This window comes from Microbacterium sp. CFBP 8801, from assembly GCF_014839455.1.
Lineage (GTDB): Bacteria > Actinomycetota > Actinomycetes > Actinomycetales > Microbacteriaceae > Microbacterium.
This window is the reverse complement of sequence record NZ_JACYNU010000001.1, coordinates 168,418-195,064: the sequence shown is the minus strand read 5'-3', so window position 1 is coordinate 195,064 and position 26,647 is coordinate 168,418. Positions and strand designations below refer to the sequence as shown.

General features: G+C 69.9%; 26 protein-coding genes and 1 tRNA gene. 8 read left to right on the top strand and 19 right to left on the bottom strand.

The window, feature by feature from the left end:
* Positions 1-206: 206 nt before the first annotated feature.
* From IFR11_RS00905 to IFR11_RS00895, 3 genes are read right to left on the bottom strand one after another with little or no spacing between them, the layout of a single operon-like run.
* Positions 207-1,313: a branched-chain amino acid aminotransferase gene (locus IFR11_RS00905; RefSeq protein WP_191914926.1), complete on the bottom strand. Its 1,107-nt coding sequence runs from the start codon at positions 1,311-1,313 to the stop codon at positions 207-209.
* 55 nt (positions 1,314-1,368) lie between these two features.
* Positions 1,369-2,418, bottom strand: a complete 1,050-nt coding sequence (locus IFR11_RS00900) for a 3-isopropylmalate dehydrogenase (RefSeq protein WP_191914925.1) — start codon at positions 2,416-2,418, stop codon at positions 1,369-1,371.
* A 25-nt stretch (positions 2,419-2,443) separates the two neighbouring features.
* Positions 2,444-3,982 carry an MFS transporter gene (locus IFR11_RS00895; RefSeq protein WP_191914924.1) on the bottom strand — a complete coding sequence of 513 codons (1,539 nt, stop codon included), beginning with the start codon at positions 3,980-3,982 and terminating at the stop codon, positions 2,444-2,446.
* Positions 3,983-4,061: 79 nt separating this feature from the next.
* Here IFR11_RS00895 and IFR11_RS00890 point away from each other — a divergent pair, with 79 nt between their 5' ends.
* Positions 4,062-4,604 carry a TetR/AcrR family transcriptional regulator gene (locus tag IFR11_RS00890; protein WP_191914923.1) on the top strand — a complete coding sequence of 181 codons (543 nt, stop codon included), beginning with the start codon at positions 4,062-4,064 and terminating at the stop codon, positions 4,602-4,604.
* Positions 4,605-4,655: 51 nt separating this feature from the next.
* Here IFR11_RS00890 and IFR11_RS00885 read toward each other — a convergent pair whose 3' ends face one another.
* From IFR11_RS00885 to IFR11_RS00840, 10 genes are all read right to left on the bottom strand, one after another.
* Positions 4,656-4,877, bottom strand: coding sequence for a hypothetical protein (locus IFR11_RS00885; protein WP_191914922.1), 222 nt, complete (start codon positions 4,875-4,877; stop codon positions 4,656-4,658).
* A 720-nt stretch (positions 4,878-5,597) separates the two neighbouring features.
* The gene (gene serA, locus IFR11_RS00880) at positions 5,598-7,202 is read right to left on the bottom strand and encodes a phosphoglycerate dehydrogenase (RefSeq protein ID WP_070409750.1); all 1,605 of its coding nucleotides are present in this window, start codon (positions 7,200-7,202) and stop codon (positions 5,598-5,600) included.
* 208 nt (positions 7,203-7,410) lie between these two features.
* Entirely contained in the window at positions 7,411-7,749 is a 339-nt protein-coding gene (locus IFR11_RS00875) for a hypothetical protein (RefSeq protein ID WP_055836453.1), read from the bottom strand.
* A complete protein-coding gene (locus IFR11_RS00870; protein WP_055836450.1) occupies positions 7,746-8,306 on the bottom strand; it encodes a hypothetical protein in 561 nt (186 codons plus the stop codon). The genes IFR11_RS00875 and IFR11_RS00870 overlap by 4 nt, the downstream gene beginning before the upstream one ends.
* An 89-nt stretch (positions 8,307-8,395) precedes the next feature.
* Entirely contained in the window at positions 8,396-9,421 is a 1,026-nt protein-coding gene (gene ilvC / locus IFR11_RS00865; RefSeq protein WP_055836447.1) for a ketol-acid reductoisomerase, read from the bottom strand.
* Positions 9,422-9,484: 63 nt separating this feature from the next.
* Positions 9,485-9,994 carry an acetolactate synthase small subunit gene (gene ilvN / locus IFR11_RS00860; protein WP_055836445.1) on the bottom strand — a complete coding sequence of 170 codons (510 nt, stop codon included), beginning with the start codon at positions 9,992-9,994 and terminating at the stop codon, positions 9,485-9,487.
* Between the two features lies 1 nt (position 9,995).
* The gene (locus IFR11_RS00855; protein ID WP_055836442.1) at positions 9,996-11,801 is read right to left on the bottom strand and encodes an acetolactate synthase large subunit; all 1,806 of its coding nucleotides are present in this window, start codon (positions 11,799-11,801) and stop codon (positions 9,996-9,998) included.
* Between the two features lie 43 nt (positions 11,802-11,844).
* Positions 11,845-13,563, bottom strand: coding sequence for a dihydroxy-acid dehydratase (gene ilvD / locus IFR11_RS00850; protein ID WP_055836440.1), 1,719 nt, complete (start codon positions 13,561-13,563; stop codon positions 11,845-11,847).
* A 98-nt stretch (positions 13,564-13,661) separates the two neighbouring features.
* Positions 13,662-14,453: a trehalose-phosphatase gene (gene otsB, locus IFR11_RS00845; protein WP_191914921.1), complete on the bottom strand. Its 792-nt coding sequence runs from the start codon at positions 14,451-14,453 to the stop codon at positions 13,662-13,664.
* Positions 14,450-15,907 carry an alpha,alpha-trehalose-phosphate synthase (UDP-forming) gene (locus IFR11_RS00840; RefSeq protein WP_055836433.1) on the bottom strand — a complete coding sequence of 486 codons (1,458 nt, stop codon included), beginning with the start codon at positions 15,905-15,907 and terminating at the stop codon, positions 14,450-14,452. Before IFR11_RS00840 ends, otsB begins: the two co-directional genes overlap by 4 nt.
* Positions 15,908-16,107: 200 nt before the next feature.
* Between IFR11_RS00840 and IFR11_RS00835 the strand changes: the two genes are divergently transcribed.
* On the top strand, positions 16,108-16,362 hold the full coding sequence (locus tag IFR11_RS00835; protein ID WP_191914920.1) for a hypothetical protein: 255 nt from the start codon (positions 16,108-16,110) through the stop codon (positions 16,360-16,362).
* 57 nt (positions 16,363-16,419) lie between these two features.
* On the opposite strand, the gene IFR11_RS00830 is transcribed toward IFR11_RS00835, so the two are convergent.
* The 3 genes from IFR11_RS00830 to IFR11_RS00820 form a co-directional block, all read right to left on the bottom strand.
* Complete coding sequence (locus IFR11_RS00830) at positions 16,420-17,622, bottom strand: acetyl-CoA C-acetyltransferase (protein WP_055940030.1); 1,203 nt, start codon at positions 17,620-17,622, stop codon at positions 16,420-16,422.
* A 58-nt stretch (positions 17,623-17,680) separates the two neighbouring features.
* Positions 17,681-18,334: a 3-oxoacid CoA-transferase subunit B gene (locus tag IFR11_RS00825; RefSeq protein WP_191914919.1), complete on the bottom strand. Its 654-nt coding sequence runs from the start codon at positions 18,332-18,334 to the stop codon at positions 17,681-17,683.
* An 84-nt stretch (positions 18,335-18,418) separates the two neighbouring features.
* Positions 18,419-19,189, bottom strand: a complete 771-nt coding sequence (locus IFR11_RS00820) for a CoA transferase subunit A (RefSeq protein WP_055836427.1) — start codon at positions 19,187-19,189, stop codon at positions 18,419-18,421.
* 187 nt (positions 19,190-19,376) lie between these two features.
* Here IFR11_RS00820 and IFR11_RS00815 point away from each other — a divergent pair, with 187 nt between their 5' ends.
* The 4 genes from IFR11_RS00815 (at position 19,377) to IFR11_RS00800 (ending at position 23,723) form a co-directional block, all read left to right on the top strand.
* Positions 19,377-20,138: an IclR family transcriptional regulator gene (locus IFR11_RS00815; protein WP_055940026.1), complete on the top strand. Its 762-nt coding sequence runs from the start codon at positions 19,377-19,379 to the stop codon at positions 20,136-20,138.
* Between the two features lie 35 nt (positions 20,139-20,173).
* Positions 20,174-20,629 carry a MarR family winged helix-turn-helix transcriptional regulator gene (locus IFR11_RS00810; protein ID WP_191914917.1) on the top strand — a complete coding sequence of 152 codons (456 nt, stop codon included), beginning with the start codon at positions 20,174-20,176 and terminating at the stop codon, positions 20,627-20,629.
* On the top strand, positions 20,626-21,849 hold the full coding sequence (locus IFR11_RS00805) for an MFS transporter (RefSeq protein ID WP_055939740.1): 1,224 nt from the start codon (positions 20,626-20,628) through the stop codon (positions 21,847-21,849). Before IFR11_RS00810 ends, IFR11_RS00805 begins: the two co-directional genes overlap by 4 nt.
* A gap of 179 nt (positions 21,850-22,028) precedes the next feature.
* Positions 22,029-23,723 carry an HNH endonuclease signature motif containing protein gene (locus IFR11_RS00800; RefSeq protein WP_191914916.1) on the top strand — a complete coding sequence of 565 codons (1,695 nt, stop codon included), beginning with the start codon at positions 22,029-22,031 and terminating at the stop codon, positions 23,721-23,723.
* Between the two features lie 211 nt (positions 23,724-23,934).
* Here IFR11_RS00800 and IFR11_RS00795 read toward each other — a convergent pair whose 3' ends face one another.
* Positions 23,935-24,504, bottom strand: coding sequence for an NUDIX domain-containing protein (locus IFR11_RS00795; RefSeq protein WP_191914915.1), 570 nt, complete (start codon positions 24,502-24,504; stop codon positions 23,935-23,937).
* A gap of 111 nt (positions 24,505-24,615) precedes the next feature.
* Positions 24,616-24,691, bottom strand: a tRNA-Lys gene (locus IFR11_RS00790).
* A gap of 102 nt (positions 24,692-24,793) precedes the next feature.
* Here IFR11_RS00790 and IFR11_RS00785 point away from each other — a divergent pair.
* Both IFR11_RS00785 and IFR11_RS00780 read left to right on the top strand, forming a co-directional pair.
* Positions 24,794-25,615 carry an inositol monophosphatase family protein gene (locus IFR11_RS00785; RefSeq protein ID WP_191914914.1) on the top strand — a complete coding sequence of 274 codons (822 nt, stop codon included), beginning with the start codon at positions 24,794-24,796 and terminating at the stop codon, positions 25,613-25,615.
* Complete coding sequence (locus tag IFR11_RS00780; protein WP_191914913.1) at positions 25,612-26,190, top strand: hypothetical protein; 579 nt, start codon at positions 25,612-25,614, stop codon at positions 26,188-26,190. The genes IFR11_RS00785 and IFR11_RS00780 overlap by 4 nt, the downstream gene beginning before the upstream one ends.
* 48 nt (positions 26,191-26,238) lie before the next feature.
* Here the strand turns inward: IFR11_RS00780 and IFR11_RS00775 are convergent, their stop codons facing one another.
* Positions 26,239-26,607 carry a hypothetical protein gene (locus tag IFR11_RS00775; protein WP_191914912.1) on the bottom strand — a complete coding sequence of 123 codons (369 nt, stop codon included), beginning with the start codon at positions 26,605-26,607 and terminating at the stop codon, positions 26,239-26,241.
* Positions 26,608-26,647 lie beyond the last annotated feature (40 nt).

Genomic DNA, 26,647 nt, shown 5'->3' with positions numbered 1-26,647 from the left:
TGTCTCCGGCCCGCCGTGCACCGGTGCGACGACGGGCCAGGCCCGCGCAGACCGCTCCCCGCGATGAACGCCGATCCTCGCGACACACGCCGCGGCGCGGAGTGTCTCGGGAGGGAACGCGTTCATCGGGCACGGGCGCGGCCGCCCTCGATGAAAAACGGAGGGACCCCCGGTCGCCCGGGAGTCCCTCCGTCCGTCGCCACGACTCAGGCGTCGAGGCGGTAGAGCCAGCCGTGCTTGTCTTCGGCGCGACCGTACTGGATGTCGGTGAGCTCCTGGCGCAGCTCGAGAGCCAGGGTGCCCGTGGGCTGCTCGTCGATGAAGTCGCGGCCCTTGAGCAGACCGATCGGGGTGACGACGGCGGCGGTGCCGCAGGCGAACACCTCGACGATTTCTCCGGATGCCACCCCCTGGCGCCATTCGTCGAGCGAGACGTTGCGCCCCACGACGTGGTGACCGCGGTCGCGGGCCAGCTGCAGCAGCGAGTCGCGCGTTATGCCCTCGAGGATCGAGTCGGACTGCGGGGTGACGATCGTGCCGTCTTTGTAGACGAACACCACGTTCATGCCGCCGAGTTCTTCGACGTTGCGGTCCTGGTCGAGGAAGACGACCTGGTCGCACTCGTTCTCGTAGGCCTCGGACTGCGGCAGCAGGCTGGCGGCGTAGTTGCCGCCGGTCTTCGCCGCTCCCGTGCCGCCCTTGCCGGCGCGCGAGTAGTCCTCGCTCAGCCAGATCGAGACCGGTTTCACGCCGCCCTTGAAGTAGGCGCCGGCCGGGCTCGCGATGAGGTAGTAGGCGACCTTGTGCGCGGGACGCACGCCCAGGAACGCCTCTTTCGCGAACATGAACGGGCGCAGGTACAGGCTCTGGTCTTCGCCGGAAGGCACCCAGGCGCCGTCGACGGCGATGAGCTCGCGCAGCGACTGCAGGAAGTAGGGCACGGGCAGCTCGGGCAGCGCCAGGCGCCGCGCTGAGCGCTGCAGACGGCGGCCGTTCTGGTCGGGACGGAACGTGTGCACCGATCCGTCCGCGTGGCGGTAGGCCTTGATGCCCTCGAAGATCTCTTGGCCGTAGTGCAGGACGGCCGCGGCCGGGTCGAGCGAGATCGGGCCGTACGGCGAGACGCGCGGGCGGTGCCAGCCGCCGCGGACCGACCAGCAGATGTCGACCATGTGGTCGGTGAAGCTCTGCCCGAAGCCGGGAGCGGCCAGGATCGCGTCGCGATCGGCCGCGTTCTTGGCCGCGAGGTTACGGGTGACCGAGAACTCGAGCGGGTCGAGTCCGGTGTCGGGGTCGGTGTCGATGGTCGTCATCAGTGATCCAAAATCTGTCGATTGCGCGGAGGCGATGCGGGCCGATCCGTCCAGGTTACGCCTGGACGCCGGCGGCGATGGCGTCGCCGATCTGGGCGGTGGTGCGGGCGCCGGCGCGGCTCGCGATGTCGCTCTCGACCGCGCGGGTGATGCGGGCGGATTCGTCGGTGAGCCCGAGGTGGTCGAGCAGCAGGGCGACGGAGAGGATCGCGGCCGTGGGATCGGCCTTCTGGGTGCCCGCGATGTCGGGCGCCGATCCGTGGACGGGCTCGAACATCGAGGGGAACGCGCCGCCGGGGTTGATGTTGCCCGATGCGGCGAGGCCGATGCCACCGGTGACGGCGCCGGCCAGGTCGGTCAGAATGTCTCCGAAAAGGTTGTCGGTGACGATCACATCGAAGCGGCCCGGGTTCGTGACCAGGAAGATGGTTGCCGCGTCGACGTGCAGGTAGTCTACGGCGACCCCCGGGAACTCGGATGCCACCGCGTCGACGATGCGCTTCCACATGCCGCCCGCGTGCACGAGCACGTTGGTCTTGTGCACGAGGGTGAGCGTCTGGCGGCGACGTTCGGCGAGGGCGAAGGCGTAGCGGACGACGCGCTCGATACCGAAGGCCGTGTTGACCGAGGTCTCGTTCGCGATCTCGTGCGGGGTGCCCTGTCGGATGGAGCCGCCGTTGCCCACGTAGGGCCCCTCGGTGCCCTCGCGCACGACGACGAAATCGATCTCGCCCGGATCGGCGAGCGGGCCGGAAGCTCCGGGGTACAGCTTCGACGGACGCAGGTTGACGTAGTGGTCGAGCGCGAAACGCAGCTTCAGCAGCAGCCCGCGTTCGATGTTCGCGTTCTTCAGGCGCGGGTCGCCGGGCACTCCCCCGACCGCGCCGAGCAGGATCGCGTCGTGTGCGGCGATGGCGGCGAGGTCGTCGTCGGTGAGCGTGTCGCCGGTCTCGAGGTAGCGACCCGCGCCGAGCGAGAACGGGGTCTTCTCGAACGTGACGTCGGATGCGGCGGTGACGGCGTCGAGGACCTTGACGGCCTCGGCGACCACCTCGGGACCGATGCCATCACCGGGAATGACGGCCAGCTTCACGACACGCGACATCGCTCTCCTCAGAGCTCGGGGCACGTCACTTCTTCGACGTGCTGCGGGATCCTCCCAGGGTAGTGGCAGCGATCAGGGCGGCGACGACGATCAGCCCCGCACCGATGAGCGCGGTGATCACGACGCCCGAGTCGAAGGCGTGCGCCGCCGCGAGGCGCAGCGACTCGGCGAGAGAGGGGTCGGAGAGCTTGTTCGACACCGCCACGGCTCCAGCCAGAGTCTCGCGCGCGGCGTGCGCTGCTTCTTCGGGCAGCCCCGCCGGCAGCACGAGCTGCGCCCGATAGAACGCGGCGAGGATGCCACCGAGCACCGCCGTGCCGAGCACGGCACCCACCTCGTACGCGGTCTCGGAGACCGCGCTGGCCGCGCCCGCCTTCGCGGACGGCGCGCTGGAGAGGATGAGCTCGTTCGACACGGTCTCGGCGGCGCCGATGCCGATGCCCAGCAGCGCGAAGGCGATGATCAGCAGGGCGAGGTCGGCCGTGGAGATCGCGACCATCACGTACGCCACCACCGAGAACGACAGCGCGACGGGCACGACGATGCGGGGCGAGAAACGTTTTGCCACGGCCACGACGGCCAGACCCGAGATGATCATCAACACGAGTCCGGGGAGCAGGGCGAAGCCCGCGACCATCGGCGACAGCCCGACCACCAGCTGAAGGTGCTGAGCCACGAAGTAGAGGAAGCCCACCAGGCCGACCACGCTGAGCAGGTTGACCAGGATGGCGCCCGAGAAGGTGCCCTGGCGGAACAGGGTCATGTCGAGCATGGGCGAGGGGAGGCGACGCTGACGACGGACGAAGAGCCAGCCGAAGGCGACGCCCACGACGAAGAGCACGGGTGCGAGCGAGATCGGTCCCTCGACGGCCAGCTTCTTGATGCCGTAGACGATCGGCACCATGGTGGCGAGGGAGAGCAGCACGCTGAGGGGGTCGAAACGACCCGGGGCGGGGTCGCGGCTCTCGGGGACGAAGAAGGGGGCGAGGATCAGCAGCGGCACCAGCACGGGTACGGCCATGAGGAACACCGAGCCCCACGAGAAGTGCTCGAGTAGGAAGCCGCCGACGATGGGGCCCAGAGCGGCACCGGCCGAGAAGCCGGAGGCCCAGACGGCGATGGCGATGCGGCGCTGATCGCGGTCGCGGAAGATGGTGCGCAGCAGCGAGAGCGTCGACGGCATGAGCATGGCGCCGAAGACGCCCATGAGGGCGCGACCGGTGATCAGCAGGGCCGCGGTGGGCGCGAACGCCGACAGAGCGGACACGGCGGCGAAGCCGATGGCCCCGATGAGAAGCATGCGGCGGCGACCGAAGCGGTCGCCGAGGGTGCCCATGGTGACGAGCAGCCCGGCCAGCACGAGCGGGTAGACGTCGATGATCCACAGCTGCTCGATGCTCGACGGCTGCAGCGCCAGCGAGATCTCGGGCAGCGCGAAGCTCAGCACCGTGTTGTCGACCGAGACGAGCAGCACGGGCAGCATGAGCACCGCCAGCGCGAACCATCCCCGCCACCCCGCGCGGGTCACGGTGATCTCATGGGTGGGCAACGACGAGGTGAGCATTTTCGGATTCCGTTTCTAAACCGTCCAGCCGGTATAGTAACAGAGTGTCAGCCCCATCCGCCAGTACGATCGAGGAGCCATGAGCCGCCCCCCACTCGCCCGCGACGCCGTCCTCGATGCGTTCACCCGCATCCTGGTCGATGACGGTGAACGCGCGGCGACCATGGATGCGACGGCCCGCGCCGCGGGGGTGTCGAAGGGCGGCCTGCTCTACCACTTCAACTCCAAGAGCGCCCTCGAGGCCGCCCTGGTCGAGCGCCTCGAGCACCTCGCCCGCGAAGACGTCGCCGAGATCCAGAACTCCACCGAGGGCGTCGTCGCCGCGCACCTGCGCTCCTCGCAGAACACCGGCTCGGCACTGGACGTCACGATCCTCGCGGTGTCGAGACTGGCGCAGAACGGCAACGACACGGCATCCGCCTCTCTCCGCCGCGTGCGCGAACTCTGGGAAGAGAGTCTGCGCGCGCACACGCGCGACGAGACCGCCCTGCAGATGGTGCTGCTGGTCAGCGACGGCCTGTACTTCAACGCCGTGCTCGACCTCAACGCCGTCCCCGGCCCCGCGCTCGAGGGCGCCGACCTCGACAAGCTGATCGAGGCCGTCGTCTCGGCGACCACCTAAGACGTCTCTAGGGCGGATACGCGTCCTCATCGCACGCCGTCCGGATGCCGCTCATGGCTTCGGCGATGACTTTCGAGTCCTCACCAGTGCTACGACGCCACCTGAGACAAGCAGGACACCACCGGCTGCTCCGAGATAACCGACGACTGCGTCGGCCCGAATGGTGAGAACCCCGACAGCGATGAACGCGACCCCGATCGCGATGAGCATCGCGTTGAGCATGATCAAGCTCCTCATTCTCATCCCCTCCTGAAACGAGACGTCGAATTCCACAAGTCTTTGCAGGGACCAATCAGCGCGGCTCCGCCGTTGGAGGCCGCGCCGAGAATGGCGAGCCAGTTGCGCCCCAGTATGCCTCCAGCGGCGGCGAAGCCGCTCCCCGCGAGCCGCAATTGACATTGACCAAGGAGAGCTCGTTCTCTCGCAGACAGGTCCGGACCAACAGTCGTGTAAACCGGGCGACCCGTCGAGGGGTTGATGTAACACCCTACTGATGAAGAGCAGTACTGCTGAGGGGGAGGAGCTCCCCACTGCGCATGGGCCGACGCCGTGGGAGCAAGCGTGCTCATCAGAATTGCTCCCACGACGGCCACAGATCTGAGACCCCGCGACCGTCTTACGCGTTGCGAGATGGACGGTTCCGGGGCGATGCCGGTGTCGAGGGTGTGGGAACTGAGACTTTTCATGCCGGAACGTTCTCACCACATCGCTTGTCCGCCGTTCGGGGGACAGTCTGAGAAGCCCGAAATCACTGGGCAGAGAGCAGGGCTATCGGAACCTGAGGCAAAAAAATCACCTCTCTCTTCGCCCGCAGCCCCGAGGCGTTCATCCCGACGACGCGGTTTCCTTCTTCGAGTGAGGTACATCCCAAGACCGCGTGACATGACCGCCCGGCGCCCCGTCCTGCACCCTCTGAGCACGGATGCCGTGGGGGCCGGACACACGACGAAGGGGGCCGCACCCGCGACCCCCTCCCCCGATGCCGTGCGGGTCTCAGCCCTCGACGATCTCGATCTGGCGGAACAGGTCGGCGTTCACGGCCTCGCGCATGGCGCTGAGGATGTCGTCAGGAACGGGCGAGTCGACGGTGAGCACCGAGAGGGCGCGGCCGGTCGCATCGGGCCGCGCCACCTGGAGCCCGGCGATGTTGATGCCCGCTTCGCCCAGCTTCTGGCCGTAGATCGCGACGATGCCGGGACGGTCGGCGTACCGCATGACGAGGTGGTGCTGCTCGATCGGCACCTCGATGTCGTAGCCGTTGATCGAGACGACCTTGGGCACCATGCGCGTGCCGGCGAGGGTGCCCGCCACGGTCAGCGTCGAGCCGTCGGACAGCGTTCCCCGCAGGATGGTGATGTTGCGGTACAGCGGGCTCTCGGCCTCGACGACCAGTCGAGCCTCGACACCGCGCTGCTCGGCGAAGAGCGGGGCGTTGACGTACGAGACGGTCTCGCTGACGATCTGGCTGAAGATCCCCTTGAGGGCGGCGAGGCGGTACACGCTCACGTCGTACTGCGCCAGCTCGCCGCGTACCTCGATGTCGAGGCTGGTCAGGGCGCTGTCTGCCAGGCCGCTGAAGAACTGACCGAGCATCTCGACGAGCGCGATACCGGGGCGCACGAACGGATCGATCGCTCCACCGGCGACGTTCACGGCATCCGGCACCAGGTCGCCCTCGAGGGCGAGCTTCACCGAGCGGGCGACCGAGACGCCGGCCTTCTCTTGCGCCTCGTCGGTGCTCGCACCGAGGTGCGGGGTGACGACGACGTTCGGCAGGTCGAGCAGGCGACGCGCCGGCCCGTCTTCGGCGGGGGGTTCGGTCGAGAACACGTCGAGACCGGCACCGGCGATCTCGCCCGTGGTGAGGGCCTCGTACAGCGCGTTCTCGTCGATGAGGCCACCGCGGGCGACGTTGATGACGAAGGCGGACTTCTTCATGCGACGGAGCTGCTCGGCGCCGATCATGCCGGTCGTCTCGGGCGTCTTCGGCATGTGGATGGTGACGAAATCGCTCTGCTCGAGCAGTTCGTCGAGCGAGACCAACTGCACACCCAGCTGCTGGGCGCGGGTGGCGGTGACGTAGGGGTCGTAGGCGATGACCCGCATGTCGAAGCCCTGCAGGCGGGCGGCGATCAGGGCGCCGATGCGACCCAGACCGATGATGCCGATGGTCTTCTCGAACAGCTCGGTGCCGGTGAACGAGCTGCGCTTCCACAGGCCCTGCGCGAGCGAGGCGTGCGCCGCCGGAATATGGCGCGCGAGGCTCAGCACGTGGCCGACGGTGAGTTCGGCGGCCGAGATGATGTTCGACGTCGGCGCGTTGACCACCATGACGCCGGCCGCGGTGGCCGACTTGATGTCGACGTTGTCGAGACCGACACCGGCGCGGGCGACGACCTTCAGCGAGGGCGCCGCGGCCAGGGCCTCGGCGTCGATCTTGGTGGCCGAGCGCACGAGCACCGCGTGCGCGTCGGCGAGAGCCGAGAGCAGCGCGGGGCGGTCGGTCCCATCGACGTTGCGCACGTCGAAGTCGGGGCCGAGCGCGTCGATCGTGGCGGGAGAGAGTTCTTCGGCGATGAGCACGACGGGCTTCGTCACGGATGCGTCCTTCGAAACGGTGCGTGGGGACCGGCGCGCACCCCTGTGCCTGTCCGGCGCGAACCGGAAGCGCGAAGCGTGCGGGCCGTCTGCCAGCCTAGCGCGGAGCCGAGGACGCCCCCGACCGTGTGACGGAGAGTTCCGGATGCCGGGAACCGGGCGCCGACAGCGGACGCCGCGAATCGCGCGGTGACGTCAGCGGCTCAGCTCACCCGCCGTAGAGCCCGTACGAGGTCGTCCCGTACCCGACGATGGCCAGCCAGAACGCAGCCGACAGCGTCAGACCCGCGAGAAGGACGATGGCGAACTCCCCCGCCTTGCGCCGCTGGCCGATCGCGAACGCGGCGCCGAACGCGATCAGGGGGAACACGATGGGGAGGATGTACACGACCCACCCGAGGCCGTTCAGGCCGAGCGGGCCGGTGGCCTGGAGGATCAGCAGCGCAACAGCGCTCCACACGACGTAGGCGTAGAAGAGGCCGAACAGACCGGCGATGGTCACGACGAGGCCGGTGGGCAGGTGACGCGGGCGGGCGGGCGCACTCATGCGAGGGATCCCATCGACAGGAACGGCCAGGGAACGAGCAGGACGATGCCCAGGATCAGCAGCAGGAACCGCTGCCAGGTGCGCCACCCGCGCGTCAGCACGAGCACGGCGACGAACCACACGATCGGGGCGAGAGTGGCGCCGATCGTCATCGCGACGACGGTGACCTCGGGGATCGGGATGCCGAGTCCCTGCAGCTGCCGACCGGCGAGCAACCAGCCGACGGCGAAGAGCAGGAAGGTCGCGGCCACCATGCCGATGCCGACGAGGCCCGCGTTGCCGAGGGGCGCCGCGCTCCGCGCAGCCGGGGTGTCGTCGGGAGCCGGTTCGACCGGCGCGTCCGCGGCGGTCTCGAGCACCGGGGCGTCAACGGCGGGCGCCTCCGCCTCGGGACGGTGGACCGGCTCGGGCACGAGGGGTTCGGGCCGCGGCTCGGGCACGAGCGGGTCGGGCCCGGTACCGCTCGGATGCTCGGGGGCGCGCTTGTCTCCGACGTCGAGCGTCGGATCGTCGTCACCGCCCCACGAGAGGGCGTCGTCATCGCGCGGAGTACTCACGCGTCCACGCTAGTGCCGCTCCCCCGCCCGCCGCCCGCGCCCCGCCGGACGGGGAACTCGTGCGACGGCCGAGCANCGAGTGGACAGACTCAGCGCGCGGCCGAGCCCTCGACGTAGTCGCTGTCCTGCTGCTTCCACGCGAACAGACCGCGCAGCTCCTTGCCGGTGGCCTCGATCGGGTGACCCTGCTCCTTCTCGCGGAGCTCGAGGAACTCGGGGGCGCCGTTGTCCTGGTCGGCGATGAAGCGCTCGGCGAACGCGCCCGACTGGATGTCGGCGAGCACACCCTGCATGCTCTTCTTCACGTCGGACGAGATGACGCGGGGGCCCGAGACGTAGTCGCCGTACTCGGCGGTGTCGGAGATCGACCAGCGCTGCTTGGCGATGCCGCCCTCCCACATGAGGTCGACGATGAGCTTGAGCTCGTGCAGCACCTCGAAGTACGCGATCTGCGGCTGGTAGCCGGCCTCGACGAGGGTCTCGAAGCCCGCCTGCACGAGGTGGCTCATGCCACCGCAGAGCACGGCCTGCTCGCCGAACAGGTCGGTCTCGGTCTCTTCGGTGAAGGTGGTCTTGATGACGCCGGCACGCGTGCCGCCGATGGCCTTCGCGTACGAGAGGGCGGTGTCCCAGGCCGAGCCCGAGGCGTCGCTCTCGACGGCGATGATGTCGGGGATACCGCGACCCGCGACGTACTCGCGACGCACGGTGTGGCCGGGGGCCTTGGGGGCGACGAGGATGACGTCGACGCCCTCGGGGGCGTCGATGTAGCCGAAGCGGATGTTGAAGCCGTGCGCGAAGGCGAGGGTCTTGCCCGCGGTCAGCTTGTCCTTGATGGAGTCCGCGAAGATCGAGCGCTGGTGCTGATCGGGCGCCAGGATCATGATGAGGTCGGCCCACTCGGCCGCGTCGGCGACGTTCTTGACCTCGAAGCCGTCTTCCTGCGCCTTGGCGGCCGACTTGGAGCCGTCCTTGAGGGCGATGGTGACCTCGACGCCCGAGTCGCGGAGGTTCTGCGCGTGCGCGTGGCCCTGCGAGCCGTAGCCGACGATGGCGACCTTCTTGCCCTGGATGATCGCGAGGTCGGCGTCGTCGTCGTAGAAGATCTCTGCCATGAGGATGTTTCTCCTTGAATCGTGGCCCGCTCCGGGGCCGCTGGTGAATGGAAGTGAAAAAGCTCAGCCGCGCAGGACGCGCTCGGTGATGCTCTTGCCGCCGCGACCGACCGCGAGCAGCCCCGATTGCGCGAGCTCCTTCACGCCGAAGGGCTCGATGGCCTTCAAGAACGCTTCGACCTTGCCCTTGTCGCCGGTGATCTCGATCACGATGGCGTCGGACGCGTAGTCGACGACCGAGGCGCGGAAGAGGTTCACGACCTCGAGCACGTTGGCCCGCGTCGAGTTGTCGGCGCGCACCTTCACGAGCACGTGCTCGCGCTGCACGGATGCCGCGGGGTCGAGCTCGACGATCTTGATGACGTTGATCAGCTTGTTCAGCTGCTTCGTCACCTGCTCGAGCGGCAGCCCCTCGACGTCGACGACGACGGTGATGCGGGACAGGCCCGGCACCTCGGTCACGCCCACGGCGAGGGATTCGATGTTGAAGCCGCGACGGGCGAAGAGCCCGGCGACGCGGGTCAGCAGACCCGGTTTGTCCTCCACCAGGAGGCTCAGCACGTGCCTCGACATGTCAGTCCTCCTGCTCGCTGAACGTGGGCGAGTGGTCGCGGGCGTACTGGACGTAGCTGTTGCTGACGCCCTGCGGCACCATCGGCCACACCATGGCATCGGCACTCACGACGAAGTCGATCACCACGGGGCGGTCGTTCGTGTCGAGCGCGAGCTGGATGGCGGCGTCGATCTCGTCTTCGCTCTCGACCCGGATGCCGAGGCAGCCGTACGCCTCGGCCAGCTTCACGAAGTCGGGGATGCGGCGCGTGCCGTGCCCGGTGTTGAGGTCGGTGTTGGAGTGGCGTCCGTCGAAGAACAACGTCTGCCACTGGCGCACCATGCCGAGCGAGGAGTTGTTGATGATCGCGACCTTGATCGGGATGTCGTTGATGACGCAGGTCGCGAGCTCCTGGTTGGTCATCTGGAAGCATCCGTCGCCGTCGATCGCCCACACCGCGCGCTCGGGCTGGGCCACCTTGGCGCCCATGGCCGCGGGAACGGCGTAGCCCATCGTGCCGGCACCGCCGGAGTTGAGCCACGCGTTGGGACGCTCGTACTTGATGAACTGCGCGGCCCACATCTGGTGCTGTCCGACGCCCGAGGCGTACACGCCCTCGGGTCCGGTCATCTCACCGATGCGCTGGATCACCTGCTGCGGCGACAGCAGACCGTCGGTGGTCTTGGCGTATCCGAGCGGGAACTCCTCGCGGAGTCCGTTCAGGTACGTCCACCACTCGGTGTAGTCGTGCGGCTGCTCGGCGTCTGCGGCGCGGAAGGCGGCCTCGAGGTCGATGAGAACCTCGCGCAGGTCGCCCACGATCGGCACGTCGGCGAATCGGATCTTCGAGATCTCGGCGGGGTCGATGTCGACGTGCACCACCTGGGCGTGGGGGGCGAACAGCGCCGCCTTGCCCGTGACGCGGTCGTCGAAGCGCGCGCCGAGCGAGACGATGAGGTCGCTCTCTTGCAGCGCGAGCACGGCGGGCACCGTGCCGTGCATGCCCGGCATGCCGAGGTGCTGGTCGTGCGAGTCGGGGAACGCGCCGCGCGCCATGAGCGTCGTCACCACGGGGGCGCCCGTCGCTTCGGCGAGCACCTTGAGCTCGGCCGACGCGTTCGAACGGATCGCGCCGCCGCCCACGTACAGCACGGGCTTCTTGGCGGTGGCCAGCAGCTGCGCCGCGGCCTGGATCTGCTTGCCGTGCGCCTTGGTCACCGGGCGGTAGCCGGGCAGGTCGATCTTGGGCGGCCAGACGAAGGGCGCCTCGGCCTGCTGCGCGTCCTTAGTGATGTCCACGAGCACGGGGCCGGGGCGGCCGGTCGAGGCGATCTCGAAGGCCGCGGCGATGGCACCGGGGATCTCGTCGGCGGCCTTGACCAAGAAGGAGTGCTTCGTGATCGGCATGGTGATGCCGACGATGTCGGCCTCTTGGAAGGCGTCGGTGCCCATGAGGGTCGAGAACACCTGACCGGTGATGCACACCAGCGGGACCGAGTCCATGTAGGCGTCGGCGATGGCGGTGACGAGGTTGGTCGCACCGGGGCCCGACGTGGCGATCGCCACGCCGACGCGACCCGATGCGGCCGCGTAGCCCTCGGCCGCGTGGCCGGCGCCCTGCTCGTGGCGCACGAGGATGTGGCGGACGTTCTCGTCGTCCATGAGGGGGTCGTAGACGGGCATGATCGCCCCGCCCGGAAGACCGAACACGTCGGTCACCCCGAGAAGATCGAGCGATCGGACGACCGCCTGCGCACCCGTGAGCACGGGTGCCGGTGCGGTGCGTGCGGGCGGCCGGGGAATGGCCGTGGTGGAATCGACGGACATGGTGGTACCTCGAGAACCAGAGAAGGTGAGAAGGGGACGGCCGTCAGCCCGTGACCGCGCCCTCCGCGGCGGAGTGCACGAGCTTGGAGTACTTGGCCAGAACGCCACGGGTATAGCGCGGGGGGAGCGGTTCCCAGCCCTCACGGCGGGAACTCAGCTCGGCCTCATCGACGATCAAGTCGAGGGTGCGAGCGGCGATATCGACCCGTATCAGATCACCATCGCGCACGAAGGCGATAGGACCTGCGTCCACCGCTTCGGGAGCTATGTGGCCGATGCAGAGTCCGGTTGTGCCGCCTGAGAATCGACCGTCCGTCAAGAGTAGTACATCTTTTCCGAGACCCGCGCCCTTGATGGCGGCGGTGATGGCGAGCATCTCGCGCATACCGGGGCCGCCCTTGGGGCCCTCGTACCGGATGACGACGACGTCGCCGGCGGCGATCTGACCCGCCTCGAGGGCGTCCATGGCGGCGCGCTCGCGTTCGAACACGCGCGCGGGGCCCTCGAAGACGTTGCCGTCGAAGCCGGCCGACTTCACGACCGCACCCTGGGGCGCCATCGACCCGTGCAGGATCGTGATGCCGCCGGTGGCGTGGATCGGGTTGTCGAACGAGTGGATGACCTTGCCGTCGACGGGGTCGGGGTCGAGGTCGGCGAGGTTCTCGGCGAGCGTCTTGCCCGTGACGGTGAGCGCGTCGCCGTGCAGGAGGCCCTCGTCGAGCATGGCCTTCATGATGACCGGGATGCCGCCGTGGCGGTCGACGTCGTTCATGACGTACTGACCGAACGGCTTCATGTCGGCGACGTGCGGCGTCTTGTCACCGATGCGGTTGAAGTCGTGCAGGTCGAGGTCGACCTCGGCCTCGTTGGCGATCGCGAGCAGGTGCAGGACGACGTTGGTGGAGCCGCCGAGCGCCATGGCGAGGGCGATGGCGTTCTCGAACGCCTCTTTGGTGAGGATGTCGCGCGTGGTGATGCCCTGGCGCAGCAGGTTGACCACGGCCTCGCCCGAACGGTGGGCGAAGTAGTCGCGGCGACGGTCGGCCGACGGCGGTGCGGCGGAGCCGGGGAGGCTGAGGCCCAGGGCCTCGGCGACGGAGGCCATGGTGTTGGCGGTGTACATGCCACCGCACGCACCCTCGCCCGGGGCGATCGCGCACTCGATGCGCTTGAGGTCGGCTTCGCTCATCTTGCCCGCGAGGCACGCACCGACGGCCTCGAAGGAGTCGATGATCGTGACGTCCTTCTCGGTGCCGTCGCTGAGCTTGACCCAGCCGGGGGCGATGGAGCCGGCGTAGAGGAAGACGCTCGAGAGGTCGAGACGGGCGGATGCCATGAGCATTCCCGGGATCGACTTGTCGCAACCGGCGAGCAGGACCGACCCGTCGAGGCGCTCGGCCATCATGACGGTCTCGACGCTGTCGGCGATGACCTCGCGCGACACGAGCGAGAAGTGCATGCCCTCGTGGCCCATCGAGATGCCGTCGGAGACGGAGATGGTGCCGAACTGCAGCGGGTATCCGCCGCCGGAGTGCACGCCCTCTTTCGCACCCTGAGCGAGGCGGTCGAGGCTGAGGTTGCAGGGCGTGATCTCGTTCCAGCTCGACGCGATGCCGATCTGGGGCTTGTCCCAGTCCTCGTCACCCATGCCGACCGCGCGGAGCATTCCGCGCGACGTGGTGGCTTCGATGCCGTCGGTGACGACGCGACTGCGGGGCTTGATGTCGAACTCGCCGTTGTTCGGATTCTGCGGTGCGGGCATTGCTGAAGTCTATTGCGCGTGCCGACCCTGCCACGCCCGTCGACGCGCGATCCTTCGATTACCGGTCACGGTCGGATGTGCGCCGACGCGATGCGCTCTCAGCCGGTGTGCGCGGCGCGCAGCCGCGCCACCGTCTCGAGCACCTCGACGAACCCGTCGATGTCGGAGACGGTGAGGGCGGCGACGGTTTCTCCCCCGCCCACGCGCACCCCGAGGTCGCCCGGCTCGAGCGAGGCGAGGGCGTCTTCGTCGGTGACGTCGTCTCCGGCGAACAGCACGCCGGTGGCGCCGAGGCGTTCGCGCAGGTGCCGCACCGCGGAGTCCTTGCCCTCGTGACGGAAGGAGTACTCGAGGATGTCGTGGCCCGTGCGCCGACGCCAGGTCGGCGCCTGCGCCTGCACCAGTCGATCGGCCGCGGCGCGCGCGGCCTCGGCTCCCCCGGCGTCCGCCGTGCGGGTGTGCACGCCGAGACCGTACTGCTTCGGTTCGATGCGCACGCCCGGGATCTCGGCGACGGCGCGCGCGATCTCGGCCGTGAGACGGTCGCGCAGCGCGGTCTCGTCGGCGGTGTCGGCCGCCGCGTCGGACGAGACCGTCGTCTGCTCCCCCGGCATCCGGAATTCTGCGCCGTGCGAACCCGCCAACCAGATGGGCGAGTCGTCGCCGTGCTCCGCGATGACGCGCAGATCGGCGAGGGTCCGGCCCGAGACGAGGGCCACGGTCGTGCGGGGAAGCGCGGCGAGCTCGTCGACCACCGCGCGCGCACCCGCGGTCATGCGGGCCGTGAGCGGTTCGTCGACGAGAGGCGACAGTGTGCCGTCGAAGTCGAGGGCGACGAGCAGGGTCTCGGTGGTGGCGACGGCCTCGATGGCCGCGTCGGGCGCGGTCATCGGGCGTCCTCGCCCTCGGTGCCCGCCTCGACCTCGACCGCGGCGGTCGCGCTGGTCTTGTCGTGGAAGGCCGAGAGTGCTTCGAGGAAGCCGCGCGACCAGGCCTCGACGTCGTGCTCGCGCACGCGCCTGCGCAGAGTGCGCATGCGTCGTCCCTGCTCGGCCGCGGGCATGTCGATCGCGCGGATCACGGCATCCTTGAGCCCGTCGATGTCGTGCGGGTTGATCCTCAGCGCACTGCCCATCTCGTCGGCGGCACCCGCGAACTCGCTCAGCACGAGGACTCCGCGGTTGTCGATGCGGCTGGCGACGTACTCCTTGGCCACGAGGTTCATCCCGTCGCGCAGCGCCGTGACGAGCATGACGTCGGCGGCGAGGAACAGCGCCACCATCTCTTCGCGCGGGTAGGACTGGTGCAGGTAGCGGATGGCGGTGTGCGTGGTGGTGTCGTAGTCGCCGTTGATGCGCCCGACGGTCATCTCGATCTCGTCGCGCAACTGCATGTAGGCGTCGACGCGCTCGCGGCTGGGGCTCGCGACCTGCACGAGGGTGGCGTCTTCGACCGTGGCGCGTCCGTCTTCGAGCACTTCGCCCCACGCCTTGAGGCGGTGGCGGATGCCCTTGGTGTAGTCGAGGCGGTCGACACCGAGCAGGATCTTGCGCGGATTGCCGAGACCCTCGCGGATCTCGCGGGCGCGCTGCTGGATGTCGGGGCGCTGCGCGAGCTCGATGTACGACTCGGCGTCGATCGAGATGGGGAACGCCTTCGCGAGCGCGACGCGCGTGCCGCCCTCGCCGTCGGGCACCAGGATGCCGCTGGCCTTGGTCTCGTAGCGCAGCTGACGCCGCACGGCACGGGCGAAGTTACCGGCGTCGGCCACGCGCTGGAAGCCGATGACGTCGGCGCCGAGGAGCCCCTCGAGCACCTGCTTGCGCCACGGCAGCTGCGAGTACAGGCCGTACGCGGGGAAGGGGATGTGGTGGAAGTACCCGATCGTGACGTCGGGGCGCAGCTCGCGCACCATCTTGGGTACGAGCTGCAGCTGGTAGTCCTGCACCCACACGGTGCCGTTCTCGGCGGTGGCGTCGGCGGCGGCCCGGGCGAAGCGCTGGTTCACGCGGACGTAGGCCTCCCACCAGGCGCGCTTGTACGTGGGTGGGGAGATCACGTCGTGGTAGAGCGGCCAGATCGTGTCGTTGGAGAAGCCCTCGTAATACAGCTGCACGTCGGCGGCCGACAGGGTGACCGGCACCAGCAGCGTGCCGTCGAACTCGAAGGGCTCGACCTCGACGTCGGCTTGACCCGCCCAGCCGACCCAGGCGCCCTCGGCGCTGCGCATGACGGGCTCGAGGGCGGTGACCAGCCCTCCCGGGGAACGCCGCCATCCCTCGCCGTCGGGGGTGCGATCGACGGGCAGACGATTGGCGACGACGACGAACTCGGCCTGGGTCACAGGTCCTCCTCGGGGATTGCTCTCAGGCTAACAGCGGTGCGGAAACGCGCAGGGGGCTGGACGGGATGCGACACGAGCGTCGACGGACCGTGGCACGCGCCCGCGGCCGGCGCGGCGTCCGAGCTCGGTCGATCGACGCGTCGGCGCGTCACCGTGTCAAGGCGCGGCGTGCGTTCCCCCACCCTGGGTAGGTTGGGCGCATGCGCCAGTACATCTTCGGAACCGGTCTTCTCAGCGCCATCACCGGCGGCGTCACGCTCTTGCGTGCCCTGCGCAACGACGAGCCGTTCACGTGGCGCGTCGCGCTCGCGTGGCTCAGCTGGGGCATCACCCTGGCCCTGGCCATCGGGTCGGTCGTCGACACCCGTCGCGCACGCCGCGGCAAGGTCATCGCGGGCGACTCCCCCGTTTCGAGGAAGCAGCAGAAGCTGCTGAAGAAGCGCCTCGCGCGCTGAGCCCCGTGACGGCGAACGGATGCCGCGGCCTCGAGGTCGCGGCATCCGTTCCGTGTTTCAGCCGGCGACGTTCTCGCGGGTGAGGATCAGCGCGTCGCCCTGACCGCCCCCGCCGCAGAGCGCCACCGCCGCCGTGCCACCGCCCCGCTTGACCAGCTCGTGCACGGCGTGCACGACGAGGCGGTTGCCCGACACCCCGATGGGGTGACCGATCGCGATGCCGCCGCCGTGCGGGTTGACCACGTCGTCGGACAGGCCGAGCTCGGCCTGGGAGCGGGCGACGACCGCGCCGAAGGCCTCGTTGATCTCGACGAGGTCGAGGTCGCCCGCGGTCAGCCCCTGCGCGTCGAGGGCACGGGCGATCGCGCGTGCGGGCTGGGCGTGCAGCGAGTTGTCGGGGCCGGCGACCTGGCCGGCGGCGCCCACCACGGCGAGAACGTCCCAGCCGTGGTCGGCCGCGATGCGACGGGTGGTGACGACCACGGCCGAGGCGCCGTCGGAGATCTGCGAGGCGTTGCCGGCCGTGATCGACCCGCCCTCCGCGAAGGCGGGGCGCAGCTTCGCCAGGGTGTCGACCGTGGTGTCGGCGCGGATCCCCTCGTCGGCGCGCACGACGAGCGGCTCTCCCTTGCGCTGCGGGATGGTCACGGGCACGATCTCGGCGTCGAAGACCCCGGCCGCCTGCGCGGCGGCGGCCCGCTGGTGCGAGCGGGCGGCCACGGCATCCTGATCCTGGCGCGACACCTCGTACCGCGTGTTCGCCCGCTCGGTCGACGCGCCCATGCTCTCGTGGTCGTACGCGTCGGTCAGCCCGTCGTGGGCGAGGTGGTCGAGCACCTCGACCGAGCCGTAGGCGTAGCCCTCGCGCGAGTTCATCAGCAGGTGCGGCGCGCGGGTCATGGACTCCATACCGGCGGCGACGACGACCGTGGCGTCACCGAGGCGCAGCATGCGCGCGGCGTCGATGATCGCGGTGAGGCCCGACAGACACACCTTGTTGACCGTCGCGGCGTGCACGTCCCAGCCGATGCCGGCGGCGAGGGCCGCCTGGCGCGCGGCGTTCTGCCCGACCCCGGCCTGTAGCACCTGGCCCACGAGCACCGCGTCGACCGACGCGGCCGGGATCCCGCCGCGTTCGAGCGCCCCGCGGATCGCCGCGGCGCCGAGCTCGACGGCGGTGAGCGGGGCGAGCTGCCCCTTCAGCCGCCCCTGGGGCGTGCGGGCGGCGGCGACGATGACGACGTCGGTGTCGTGTGACATGGCGGTGTCGAGTGACATGGGGTGTCCTTCCGGTCGGGGAGACGGTGGAGCGGGGCCGTCAGGGCCGTGCGGCGACGCCGGGCGCGACGATCAGGGCGGACTCGGTGGCATCCTGCACCTCTTCGATGGTGACACCGGGGGCGAGCTCGGTGAGCACGAGCCCCTCGTCGGTCACGTCGATGACGGCCAGGTCGGTGATGATGCGGTCGACGACGCCCCGGCCGGTCAGCGGCAGCGAGCAGGTGTCGACGATCTTGGGCGTTCCGTCTTTGGCGACGTGTTCCATGAGCACGATCACGCGAGCCGCTCCGTGCACGAGGTCCATCGCGCCGCCGGGGCCCTTGACCATCTTGCCCGGGATCATCCAGTTCGCGAGGTCGCCGGATGCCGACACCTGCATCGCCCCGAGGATGGCGGCGTCGATCTTCCCCCCGCGGATCATGCCGAAGCTCAGCGCGGAGTCGAAGAACGCGGCGCCCGGGAGGGTGGTCACCGTCTCTTTGCCGGCGTTGATCAGGTCGGCGTCGACGGCGTCGTCGGTCGGATAGGGACCGACGCCCAGGATGCCGTTCTCGGACTGCAGCACGACGGTCACGCCGTCGGGCACGTGGTTGGGAACGAGGGTGGGCAGGCCGATGCCGAGGTTGACGTAGGCGCCGTCGGCGAGTTCGAGGGCGGCACGCGCGGCCATCTCGATGCGGGTCAGGGGCATGTCAGATCCTCTTCTCGGTCGACGCGGACGGGGCGGAGGCGATCGGCGTCCGGGGCGGCGACAGACGCCGGCATGCGCGGCACCTCATCGGGCGCTCCCGCTCACCGTGCGCTTCTCGATGCGCTTCTCGACCTCGCCCACCTCGACGATGCGGTGCACGAACACCCCGGGCAGGTGCACGGCGTCGGGCTCGATCTCGCCCGGTTCGACGAGGGTCTCGACCTGCACGATGCACGTGCGCCCGGCCATCGCCGCGAGGGGGTTGAAGCTGCGCGCCGCCTTCCGGAACACGAGGTTGCCGTGGCGGTCGCCCTTCCAGGCATGTACGAGGGCGAAGTCGGTCGTGATCGCTTCTTCGAGCACGAATTCCCGGGGCTGGCCGTTCACGTCGAACGTGCGCACGTCCTTGGGGGGCGAGGCCACCGCGATGCCCCCGGATCCGTCGTAGCGGCGGGGCAGACCCCCCTCGGCCACTTGCGTGCCCACGCCGGTCTGCGTGAAGAAGGCGGCGATACCGGCGCCCCCCGCACGCAGCTTCTCGGCGAGCGTTCCCTGGGGCGTGAGTTCCAGCTCGAGTTCGCCCGAGAGGAACTGCCGCTCGAACTCCTTGTTCTCGCCGACGTACGACGAGGTCATCTTGCGGATGCGTCCGGCCCCCAACAGGATGCCGAGTCCCCAGTCGTCGACGCCGCAGTTGTTCGAGACGACCGAGAGGTCGCGGGTGCCCTGGGCGAGCACCGCTTCGATGAGGGCGATGGGGTTGCCCGACAGGCCGAACCCGCCCACGGCCAGGGACGCCCCGTCGGGGATGTCGGCGACGGCCTCGGCGGCCGAGCTCCAGGTCTTGTCGATCACGCGAACTCCTTCGTGTCTGCGTCGTCCCATGCTGCTCCGGCGAGCGCCGGGACCGGCAGCGGGTTCTTGCCATGTGGATGGGTCGGGGCGTAGCGTCCACATCGTGGACACGGCATCCGGAATCGACCCCGACGACGGCGCGGGTCAACGCGGCGGATCGCCCACCCCGTCCGCGGGCGGGCGCGGGGTGCCCGGCGCTCAGGCGATCGCCCGGGCCGCGCACCTGCTGCGCCTCGTGACGGCGGCGGGCGCACGCGGCGCGACAGTCGGCGACCTCGCCCGCGACGCCGACCTCACCCGCCCGACCACGCACCGGCTGCTCACGGCCCTTCGCGCCGAGGGCCTCGTCGACCGTGACGAGCACAGCGGGCACTGGCTTCCGGGGCCGGAGCTGTACCTGATGGGGAGCGTCGCGGCATCCCGCTTCGACATCACCGCGACGGCGCGCGACATCGTGCGCTCGCTCGCCGTCCGCACCGAGGAGAGCGCGTTCCTCTCGGTGCGTCGCGGGGACGAGACCGTCTGCCTCGTCCGCGAGGACGGCAGCTTCCCCATTCGTTCGTTCGTGCTGTCGGAGGGCGTGCGGTTCCCGCTGGGCGTCGCGTCGGCCGGCTTGGCGATCCTCGCGTTCCTTCCGCCCCAGGATGTGGACGCCTATCTCGAGCGGCATCCGGAACTCGTCGAGAAGTGGGGCGCCTCGCACTCGCCCGCGCGATTGCGCACGCGGATCGGCGATACGAAGGCGCGCGGCTACGCGGTGAACCCGGGGCTCATCGTGGAGGGCAGCTGGGGCATCGGCGCGGCCGTGTTCACCCGCGACGGCGACCCGCAGTGGGCACTGAGCCTCACGGGCGTGGAGTTCCGCTTCGGCGGCGAACGGCTGGCGGAGCTCGGGCGCATCCTGCTCTCGCACGCGCACCAGTTGTCGACGCGCCTCGGCTCGCGTTAGATACCTCAGGTATATACCTGCGGTATGCTTTTGGTATGACCCGCGACGACGACCTGCAGAAACTCCTGCTCGCGGTGCACGCCCTCACGCGCATCGCGGCCATCGACACCCAGAACGACGCCCCCGGCGCGCAGTGGCGCACCTTGACGCTGCTGCGCGACCACGGCCCCCAGCGCCTCGGCGACCTTGCCACCCTCAGCCGGGTGACCCAGCCCGGCATGACCCGCCTCGTCCACCAGATGGACGCCGCGGGGCTCGTGGCCCGACAGGCCGACCCCGCCGACTCGCGGGTCAGCGTGATCGCCGCGACCGACGCCGGGATCGAGGCGCTCACCCGCTGGTTCGAGTCGCTGCGCGCAGCCCTGGCCCCGCACGTGGCGGATCTGACGGATGCCGAATGGGACGCCGTGCGCGTCGCCGCCGGCGCCCTGTCGGCCCGCGTGGGCCTGCAGCCCAACCCCGCGCCCGAGACGATCGGAGCCGGTCGATGAGCGGCACCACTCCCAGCGTCTGGAAGCAGCCCGCACAGGTGTGGGCGGTGGCGTTCGCCTGCGTCGTCGCCTTCATGGGTATCGGCCTGGTCGATCCGATCCTCCCCGCCATCGCCGACGCCCTGCAGGCGAGCCCCGTCGAGACCGAGCTGCTCTTCACGAGCTACCTCGTGGTCACGGGACTCGCGATGCTCGTCACCAGCTGGATCTCGAGCCGCATCGGCGCGAAGGCGACCCTGCTGGTCGGCCTCGGACTCATCGTGGTCTTCTCGCTGCTGTGCGCTCTGAGCGGCAGCGTGGATGCCGTGATCGGCTTCCGCGCCGGCTGGGGCCTCGGCAACGCCCTCTTCATCTCCACGGCGCTGGCCACCATCGTCGGAGCCGCATCCGGCGGCAGCTCGGCGGCCATCATCCTGTACGAGGCGGCACTCGGCCTCGGCATCGCCATCGGGCCGCTGCTCGGCGGCATCCTGGGCGAGGCGAGCTGGCGCGGACCGTTCTTCGGGGTGGTCGTGCTCATGGCGATCGCGTTCGTGGCGGTCACCCTGCTGCTGCGCGGACCGACGCCCGAGCGGCGGCCGATCGCGTTCAGCGCGCCGTTCCGTGCTCTCGGTCGCCCCGCGCTGGCGATCCTCGCGGCGACCGCGCTCTTCTACAACATCGGCTTCTTCACCCTGCTCGCCTTCTCGCCGTTCCCGCTGGGGTTCGGGGCGATGGGGATCGGCCTGACGTTCTTCGGCTGGGGCCTGGGGCTCGCCGTCACGAGCGTGTGGGTCGCCCCGCTGCTGCTTCGGCACCTGCGCCTGACGACGGTGCTGCTGATCGCCCTGCCGCTCTTGGCCGTCGATCTGCTGGTCGCCGCCTTCGTGGTGTCGTCGGCCACGGCACTGGTGGTCTGCATCGTCGTCGGAGGTCTCGTGCTCGGCGTGGTGAACACCGCGCTCACCGAAGCGGTCATGGAGGCCACCGACCTTCCGCGCTCGGTCGCGTCATCGGCCTACTCGGCCGTGCGGTTCCTCGGCGGGGCCGTGGCTCCCCCGCTGGCCGCGCTGCTCTGGCACGCTTACGGCGCCGGAGTGCCGTACGTCATGGCCGCAGTGTCGGTCGTGATCTCGAGCGCGTGCATCCTGTTCGGACGCCGCCTGCTGGCCCACATCGACGGAGCACACGCGGATGCCGCGGACGAGGGCGCTGCGGTGCTGATCGGCGACGCCGCCTGAGGGGAGGGGTGAAGGGCCTCGGTCTGCGGCGTGAGTCGCGGGGCGGGGCCCTTCGTCGGTGAGGGGCGAAGGGTGCACCGTGGCCCCGCATCGACACCCCTCCAAGGCCGGATGGCCCACCGAGGAGCCCCGCGAACGGTCCTTCCGCCGATGTCGGAGGTTGCCGATACCGTCTGGACATGAGCCTCTCCGCCCCCGTGAACGACAGCCGCCGGGCCGTCGAATGGTGGCGCGATGTGCCCCCTCCCAGCGCGGAGGATCTGCAGCTCGAAGCGGACACGCTCTGGGCGAGAGAGCTCGGGCTTCTGGACGGCGATGAGAGTGGCGACGAGCGTGCGTCCGGCGAGTTCTCCTGGGCGGAGATCGACAGGTCGACCGACATCGTCGACTCTGACGACGACCCCGGCGGCGACGACCCGGCGCCCACCGCGCACGACGGCTTGACCAGCGCACCGCAGGACGGCTCGACCCCCACCGCAGACACTGGCGAGGTCGCGAGCGCGCCGATCCTCGACGACGAGGCCGACGTCGACGATCTGCTCCGCGCGCTCGAGGTCGCAGCGGTAACGCAGCGCCGGGCCACCGCCGAGGGGTACCGACTCATCGCGCTTCTCGTGAGCCGCGCGAGCATCGATCCCGAAGCCTGGGTCGGCCCCGACCCCACGCTCGACGGCGTGGGGAGCGACCCGCGGCGTCGTGGGGCCGCGGCCATCGCGCGCGACCGGCGCGACCTGGCTCAGCGCGCGGCCGTCGCCGAGATCGCCGTGCGCCTGCGCCTCTCCGAACAGACGGTTCGCGTCCGCGGTTCGCAGGCAGAGGGCATGCAGGAGCGTTGTCCGCGCACCTGGAGCGACTTCACCGAGGGGCGCACGTCGGAGCGACATGCCGTCGAGACCGCTCGTCTCGCGGACAGCCTGCCCGACAGCCCCGAAACGTGGGCGACCTTCGACGACGGCGCCTCGGAACGCGCGCGCACCCTGACGCCCGCGAAGTTCGTCGTGGCTGCGCGCGCGCTTCGCGAACGCGTCCACGCCGACTCCCTCGAGCAGCGACACGCACGAGCCGCTCGCGACCGCGGCGTCTGGGTGACGGCAGAACTCGACGGCATGGCGACACTGAGCGCGCTGCTGCCCGCGGATCGTGCCCACGCGGCGATGGCGCGCGTCGACCGGTTCGCCCGACACCTGCGCGCGACCACCGACGAAGAACGGACACTGGCGCAGCTGCGCGCCGACACGCTGGCCGACCTGCTGGATGGAGCCGACACGGTCGACGGCGCGCGACCAGGCTCGACACCAGCCACCGCGACACCCACAGTGCCGGTCAGCTCCACAACCACCCCGCTGACTCCCGAACAGGCCACGGCGCACCCACGCGTGAAGAACGCGCGCCCCGCCCCCTCGCGCGCCTCGATCGTCGTGACCGTTCCCGCGCTGACGCTCCTCGGCGGCGATGACGGACCGGCGACCCTCGACGGGTACGGTCCGATCGACCTCGACACCGCCCGTCGCCTCGCGGGTGGCGCCACGAGCTGGACCCGTCTGCTCACGCACCCGCTCAGCGGGGCTCCGTTGGCGCTCGATCGCATGTCGTATCGCGTCACGGCCGCGCTGCGCCGGTGGTTGGGCGTCACCTCACCGACGTGCGTGTTCCCCGGCTGTGCGCGGAGCGCACGGGACTGCGACATCGACCACCTCACGGCATGGGCCGAGGGCGGCACGACAGACGCCGACAATCTCGAACCCGAGTGCCGACATCATCACCTACTGCGGCACGAATCGCGCTGGAGTCCCTCCCGCGATCCCGACACGGGCGACGTGCGGTGGACGTCTCCGCGCGGCCACGAGGTCGACACAGATCCGCCACCGTTCTGACCGAGCGAAGCGCAACGGAGCTCTATACCCCCGTCACCTCGGCGTGGACGTCCCGCGCGGCCACGAAGTCGACACAGATCCGCCACCGTTCTGACCGAGCGAAGCGCGACGAAGCTCTACGCCCCCGTCCCCTCGGCGTGGACGTCCCCGCGCGGCCACGAAGTCGAGAAAGATCCGCCGCCGTTCTGACCGAGCGAAGCGCGACGGAGCCCTACGCCCCCGTCACCTCGGCATCGCCCTCACGCACCCGCTCCCCCAGCACGTCCCAGAGCTCATCGAACCGCATGTTCCACGGGGTGGCGAAGACACCGTCCTTCCACCGCTGGTGCACGACGTCGAGCGTGACCCACTCGGCATCCAGAACCTCTTCCGGGTCGGGAATCGGAGTGACCTCGCTCGCCACCCGCGCGACCCAGAGGTCGAAGAGGGCGCTCGGCTCCACGACACGGCCCACGAGGACGAGGTCGTCCGGGGCCACGGCGATACCGGTCTCCTCCTCGAGTTCGCGGACCGCCCCGCCGCGGCTCGACTCTCCTCGAAGGGCACTGCCCGCGGGGAACTCCCACGCGAGCGGGTAGTCCTTCCCCTCGGCGCGTCGGCTCATCAGCACCCGACCGCTCGGGGCGACGACGCACACCGAGGCCACGATGTGGAACGAGCCCTCCGGCACCGGTCCATCCCCCCGGCGGTGCAGCCCACCCGTCGGAGTGCCCTGCACATCGGTCACGTCCCACAGTTCGTCGTCGGCCATGGCATCCCCCGTCTGCGCCGCGACGAGCACGCGCGGGCCCCTCCATCTTGCCGCGGGACAACCGACAGGCACCCGGAGAATCGCCCCGAAAATGCGAAAATCCCCCCTCGCCCTGGTGAGGCGAGAGGGGAATTTCGGAGGTGGTGCACCCCCTCGGACTCGAACCGAGAACCCATTGATTAAGAGTCAATTGCTCTGCCGATTGAGCTAGAGGTGCGTCTTCACAGTTCGAAATCGGCGTCTCGAACCGAGGGATTACGTTACCAGGCATGACGCGGCGACACCAAATCGTGCCAGGAGCGCCGGTTATCCTGGTGCGGTGTCCTCCACTGCTGCCCCCTCCGCGACCTCGACGGATCTGACCGACGACCTCGCCCTCGCGCTGCGGCTGGCCGACGCCGCCGACGCGGTCGCCATGGAACGCTTCGACGCGGCCGACCTCCGCATCGACACCAAACCCGACCGCACCCACGTCACCGAAGCCGACCTCGCCACCGAGCGCGCGATCCGCGCGATCCTCGATGCCGAGCGGCCCGACGACGCCATCCTCGGCGAGGAGTTCGGCACCTCGGGCGACACCGCGCGCCGGTGGGTCATCGACCCGATCGACGGCACCCACAACTACATGCGCGGCATCCCGGTCTGGGCGACGCTGATCGCCCTCACCGTCGACGGCGTACCGCAGATCGGCGTCGTCAGTCAGCCGGCGATCGGTCGACGCTGGTGGGCCGCCACCGGGCAGGGCGCGTGGACGACCACCGCCACCGGCGACGAGCGCCGCATCCACGTCTCGGGCATCGACCAGGTGTCGGCTGCGAGCATCAGCTTCCAGAGCATCGAGCAGTGGGATGACGTCGATCACCTTCCCGCTCTCGAACGTCTCACGCGAGCGGTGTGGCGCGATCGTGCCTATGGTGACGCATTGCCCTACATGTGGCTCGCCGAGGGTCGGCTGGAACTCGTCGCCGAATTCGGAGTCAAGGAGTACGACATCGCCGCCATCGCCCCCATCGTGCGCGAAGCCGGCGGACGTTTCACGGCGTTCGACGGCACCGACCGTCTCGACGCCGAGTCGTCATTCGCGACCAACGGCCTGCTGCACGACGCGTTCTTCGCCCTGCTGCACGAGGACGCCTCGTGAGGTGCCGTCCCCTCGCCCTCGCGCTCTCGACGACGACGCTGACCGCCGTCGCCCTCGTGGTCCTCGCGGGGTGTTCGGGACCGGCAGCGCCTCAGGAGGCACCGGCGGGAGCGGTCACCTCGACGCCGTCGGCCTCCGCAGCACCCGAGGCCACACCGACCACCGACCCCGTCGCAGAAGACCCGACCTGCCAGAACATCATCCCCCGGGCGACGGCCGACGACTTCGTCAGCCTGGGGTGGAGTGCGCAGTCCGAGCCGTTCCGCATCGGAAGCATCGAGCTCGACGAGGGCATCCAGTGCAAGTGGGGCGATCGGAAGATCACGACCGATCGCGTGCAGATGTTCGGCTGGGCACGCATCGACGACACCGACGCCGCGGCGGCCGAGAAGGAGCTCGTCGCCTCGGGCTGGCGTCGCGAGGTCGGCGACGCGGGCACCTACATCACCGAGGACCCCTCGTGGGCGATCAGCACAGACGGCGACGGGTACGGCATCACCTACCTGTTCGGTGACGGTTGGGTGAAGCTCGCCGACACCCGGCAGAGCCTGGTGCTCGTCGAGGGTCCCCAGTAACGCACCCCCCGCCTCGGTACACCCGGTCGAGGGCGTCCACTCGGACGGTCACCGGTACGGGTTGACCGCAGCCGCATCGCGCGCGGCCCCGAACCCCTCGTCCCAGGCGTCGCCACGCGCCTCGACCTCGCGCCACAGCGCGTCCGCCTGCACGACGCGGTGCGCGAACGCGACCCAATCCGCCCACGAGGCGGTGATCCCGGATGCCGAGTCCCCCAACTGCTGCGGAGCGTGCGAACCCGAACCCGGTTCCCCGTCGTCATCGGCAGCGGTGATCCCGGATGCCGGCGCACCCCCGCTCTGCCCGGGACCGGTCCCCGTGCCACGGCGCGCGAGGGCGGTCCAGGTTCCGGCGTTCGGGGTGGGAGCGAGGTGGAACGGACCGACGTCGATCCGTGCGGCGCGGGGGTCTGGCATCCCTCGACGCTACGGTCGGGGCGGCATGCGCGGCAACCGT

What these genes read in the sequence shown, in the direction of transcription:
- IFR11_RS00905 (WP_191914926.1), bottom strand. Translation starts at nt 1,313, where the DNA reads ATGACGACCATCGACACCGACCCCGACACCGGACTCGACCCGCTCGAG.
- IFR11_RS00900 (WP_191914925.1), bottom strand. Translation starts at nt 2,418, where the DNA reads ATGTCGCGTGTCGTGAAGCTGGCCGTCATTCCCGGTGATGGCATCGGT.
- IFR11_RS00895 (WP_191914924.1), bottom strand. Translation starts at nt 3,982, where the DNA reads ATGCTCACCTCGTCGTTGCCCACCCATGAGATCACCGTGACCCGCGCG.
- IFR11_RS00890 (WP_191914923.1), top strand. Translation starts at nt 4,062, where the DNA reads ATGAGCCGCCCCCCACTCGCCCGCGACGCCGTCCTCGATGCGTTCACC.
- IFR11_RS00875 (WP_055836453.1), bottom strand. Translation starts at nt 7,749, where the DNA reads ATGAGTGCGCCCGCCCGCCCGCGTCACCTGCCCACCGGCCTCGTCGTG.
- ilvC (WP_055836447.1), bottom strand. Translation starts at nt 9,421, where the DNA reads ATGGCAGAGATCTTCTACGACGACGACGCCGACCTCGCGATCATCCAG.
- ilvN (WP_055836445.1), bottom strand. Translation starts at nt 9,994, where the DNA reads ATGTCGAGGCACGTGCTGAGCCTCCTGGTGGAGGACAAACCGGGTCTG.
- IFR11_RS00855 (WP_055836442.1), bottom strand. Translation starts at nt 11,801, where the DNA reads ATGTCCGTCGATTCCACCACGGCCATTCCCCGGCCGCCCGCACGCACC.
- ilvD (WP_055836440.1), bottom strand. Translation starts at nt 13,563, where the DNA reads ATGCCCGCACCGCAGAATCCGAACAACGGCGAGTTCGACATCAAGCCC.
- otsB (WP_191914921.1), bottom strand. Translation starts at nt 14,453, where the DNA reads ATGACCGCGCCCGACGCGGCCATCGAGGCCGTCGCCACCACCGAGACC.
- IFR11_RS00835 (WP_191914920.1), top strand. Translation starts at nt 16,108, where the DNA reads ATGCGCCAGTACATCTTCGGAACCGGTCTTCTCAGCGCCATCACCGGC.
- IFR11_RS00830 (WP_055940030.1), bottom strand. Translation starts at nt 17,622, where the DNA reads ATGTCACACGACACCGACGTCGTCATCGTCGCCGCCGCCCGCACGCCC.
- IFR11_RS00825 (WP_191914919.1), bottom strand. Translation starts at nt 18,334, where the DNA reads ATGCCCCTGACCCGCATCGAGATGGCCGCGCGTGCCGCCCTCGAACTC.
- IFR11_RS00810 (WP_191914917.1), top strand. Translation starts at nt 20,174, where the DNA reads ATGACCCGCGACGACGACCTGCAGAAACTCCTGCTCGCGGTGCACGCC.
- IFR11_RS00805 (WP_055939740.1), top strand. Translation starts at nt 20,626, where the DNA reads ATGAGCGGCACCACTCCCAGCGTCTGGAAGCAGCCCGCACAGGTGTGG.
- IFR11_RS00800 (WP_191914916.1), top strand. Translation starts at nt 22,029, where the DNA reads ATGAGCCTCTCCGCCCCCGTGAACGACAGCCGCCGGGCCGTCGAATGG.
- IFR11_RS00775 (WP_191914912.1), bottom strand. Translation starts at nt 26,607, where the DNA reads ATGCCAGACCCCCGCGCCGCACGGATCGACGTCGGTCCGTTCCACCTC.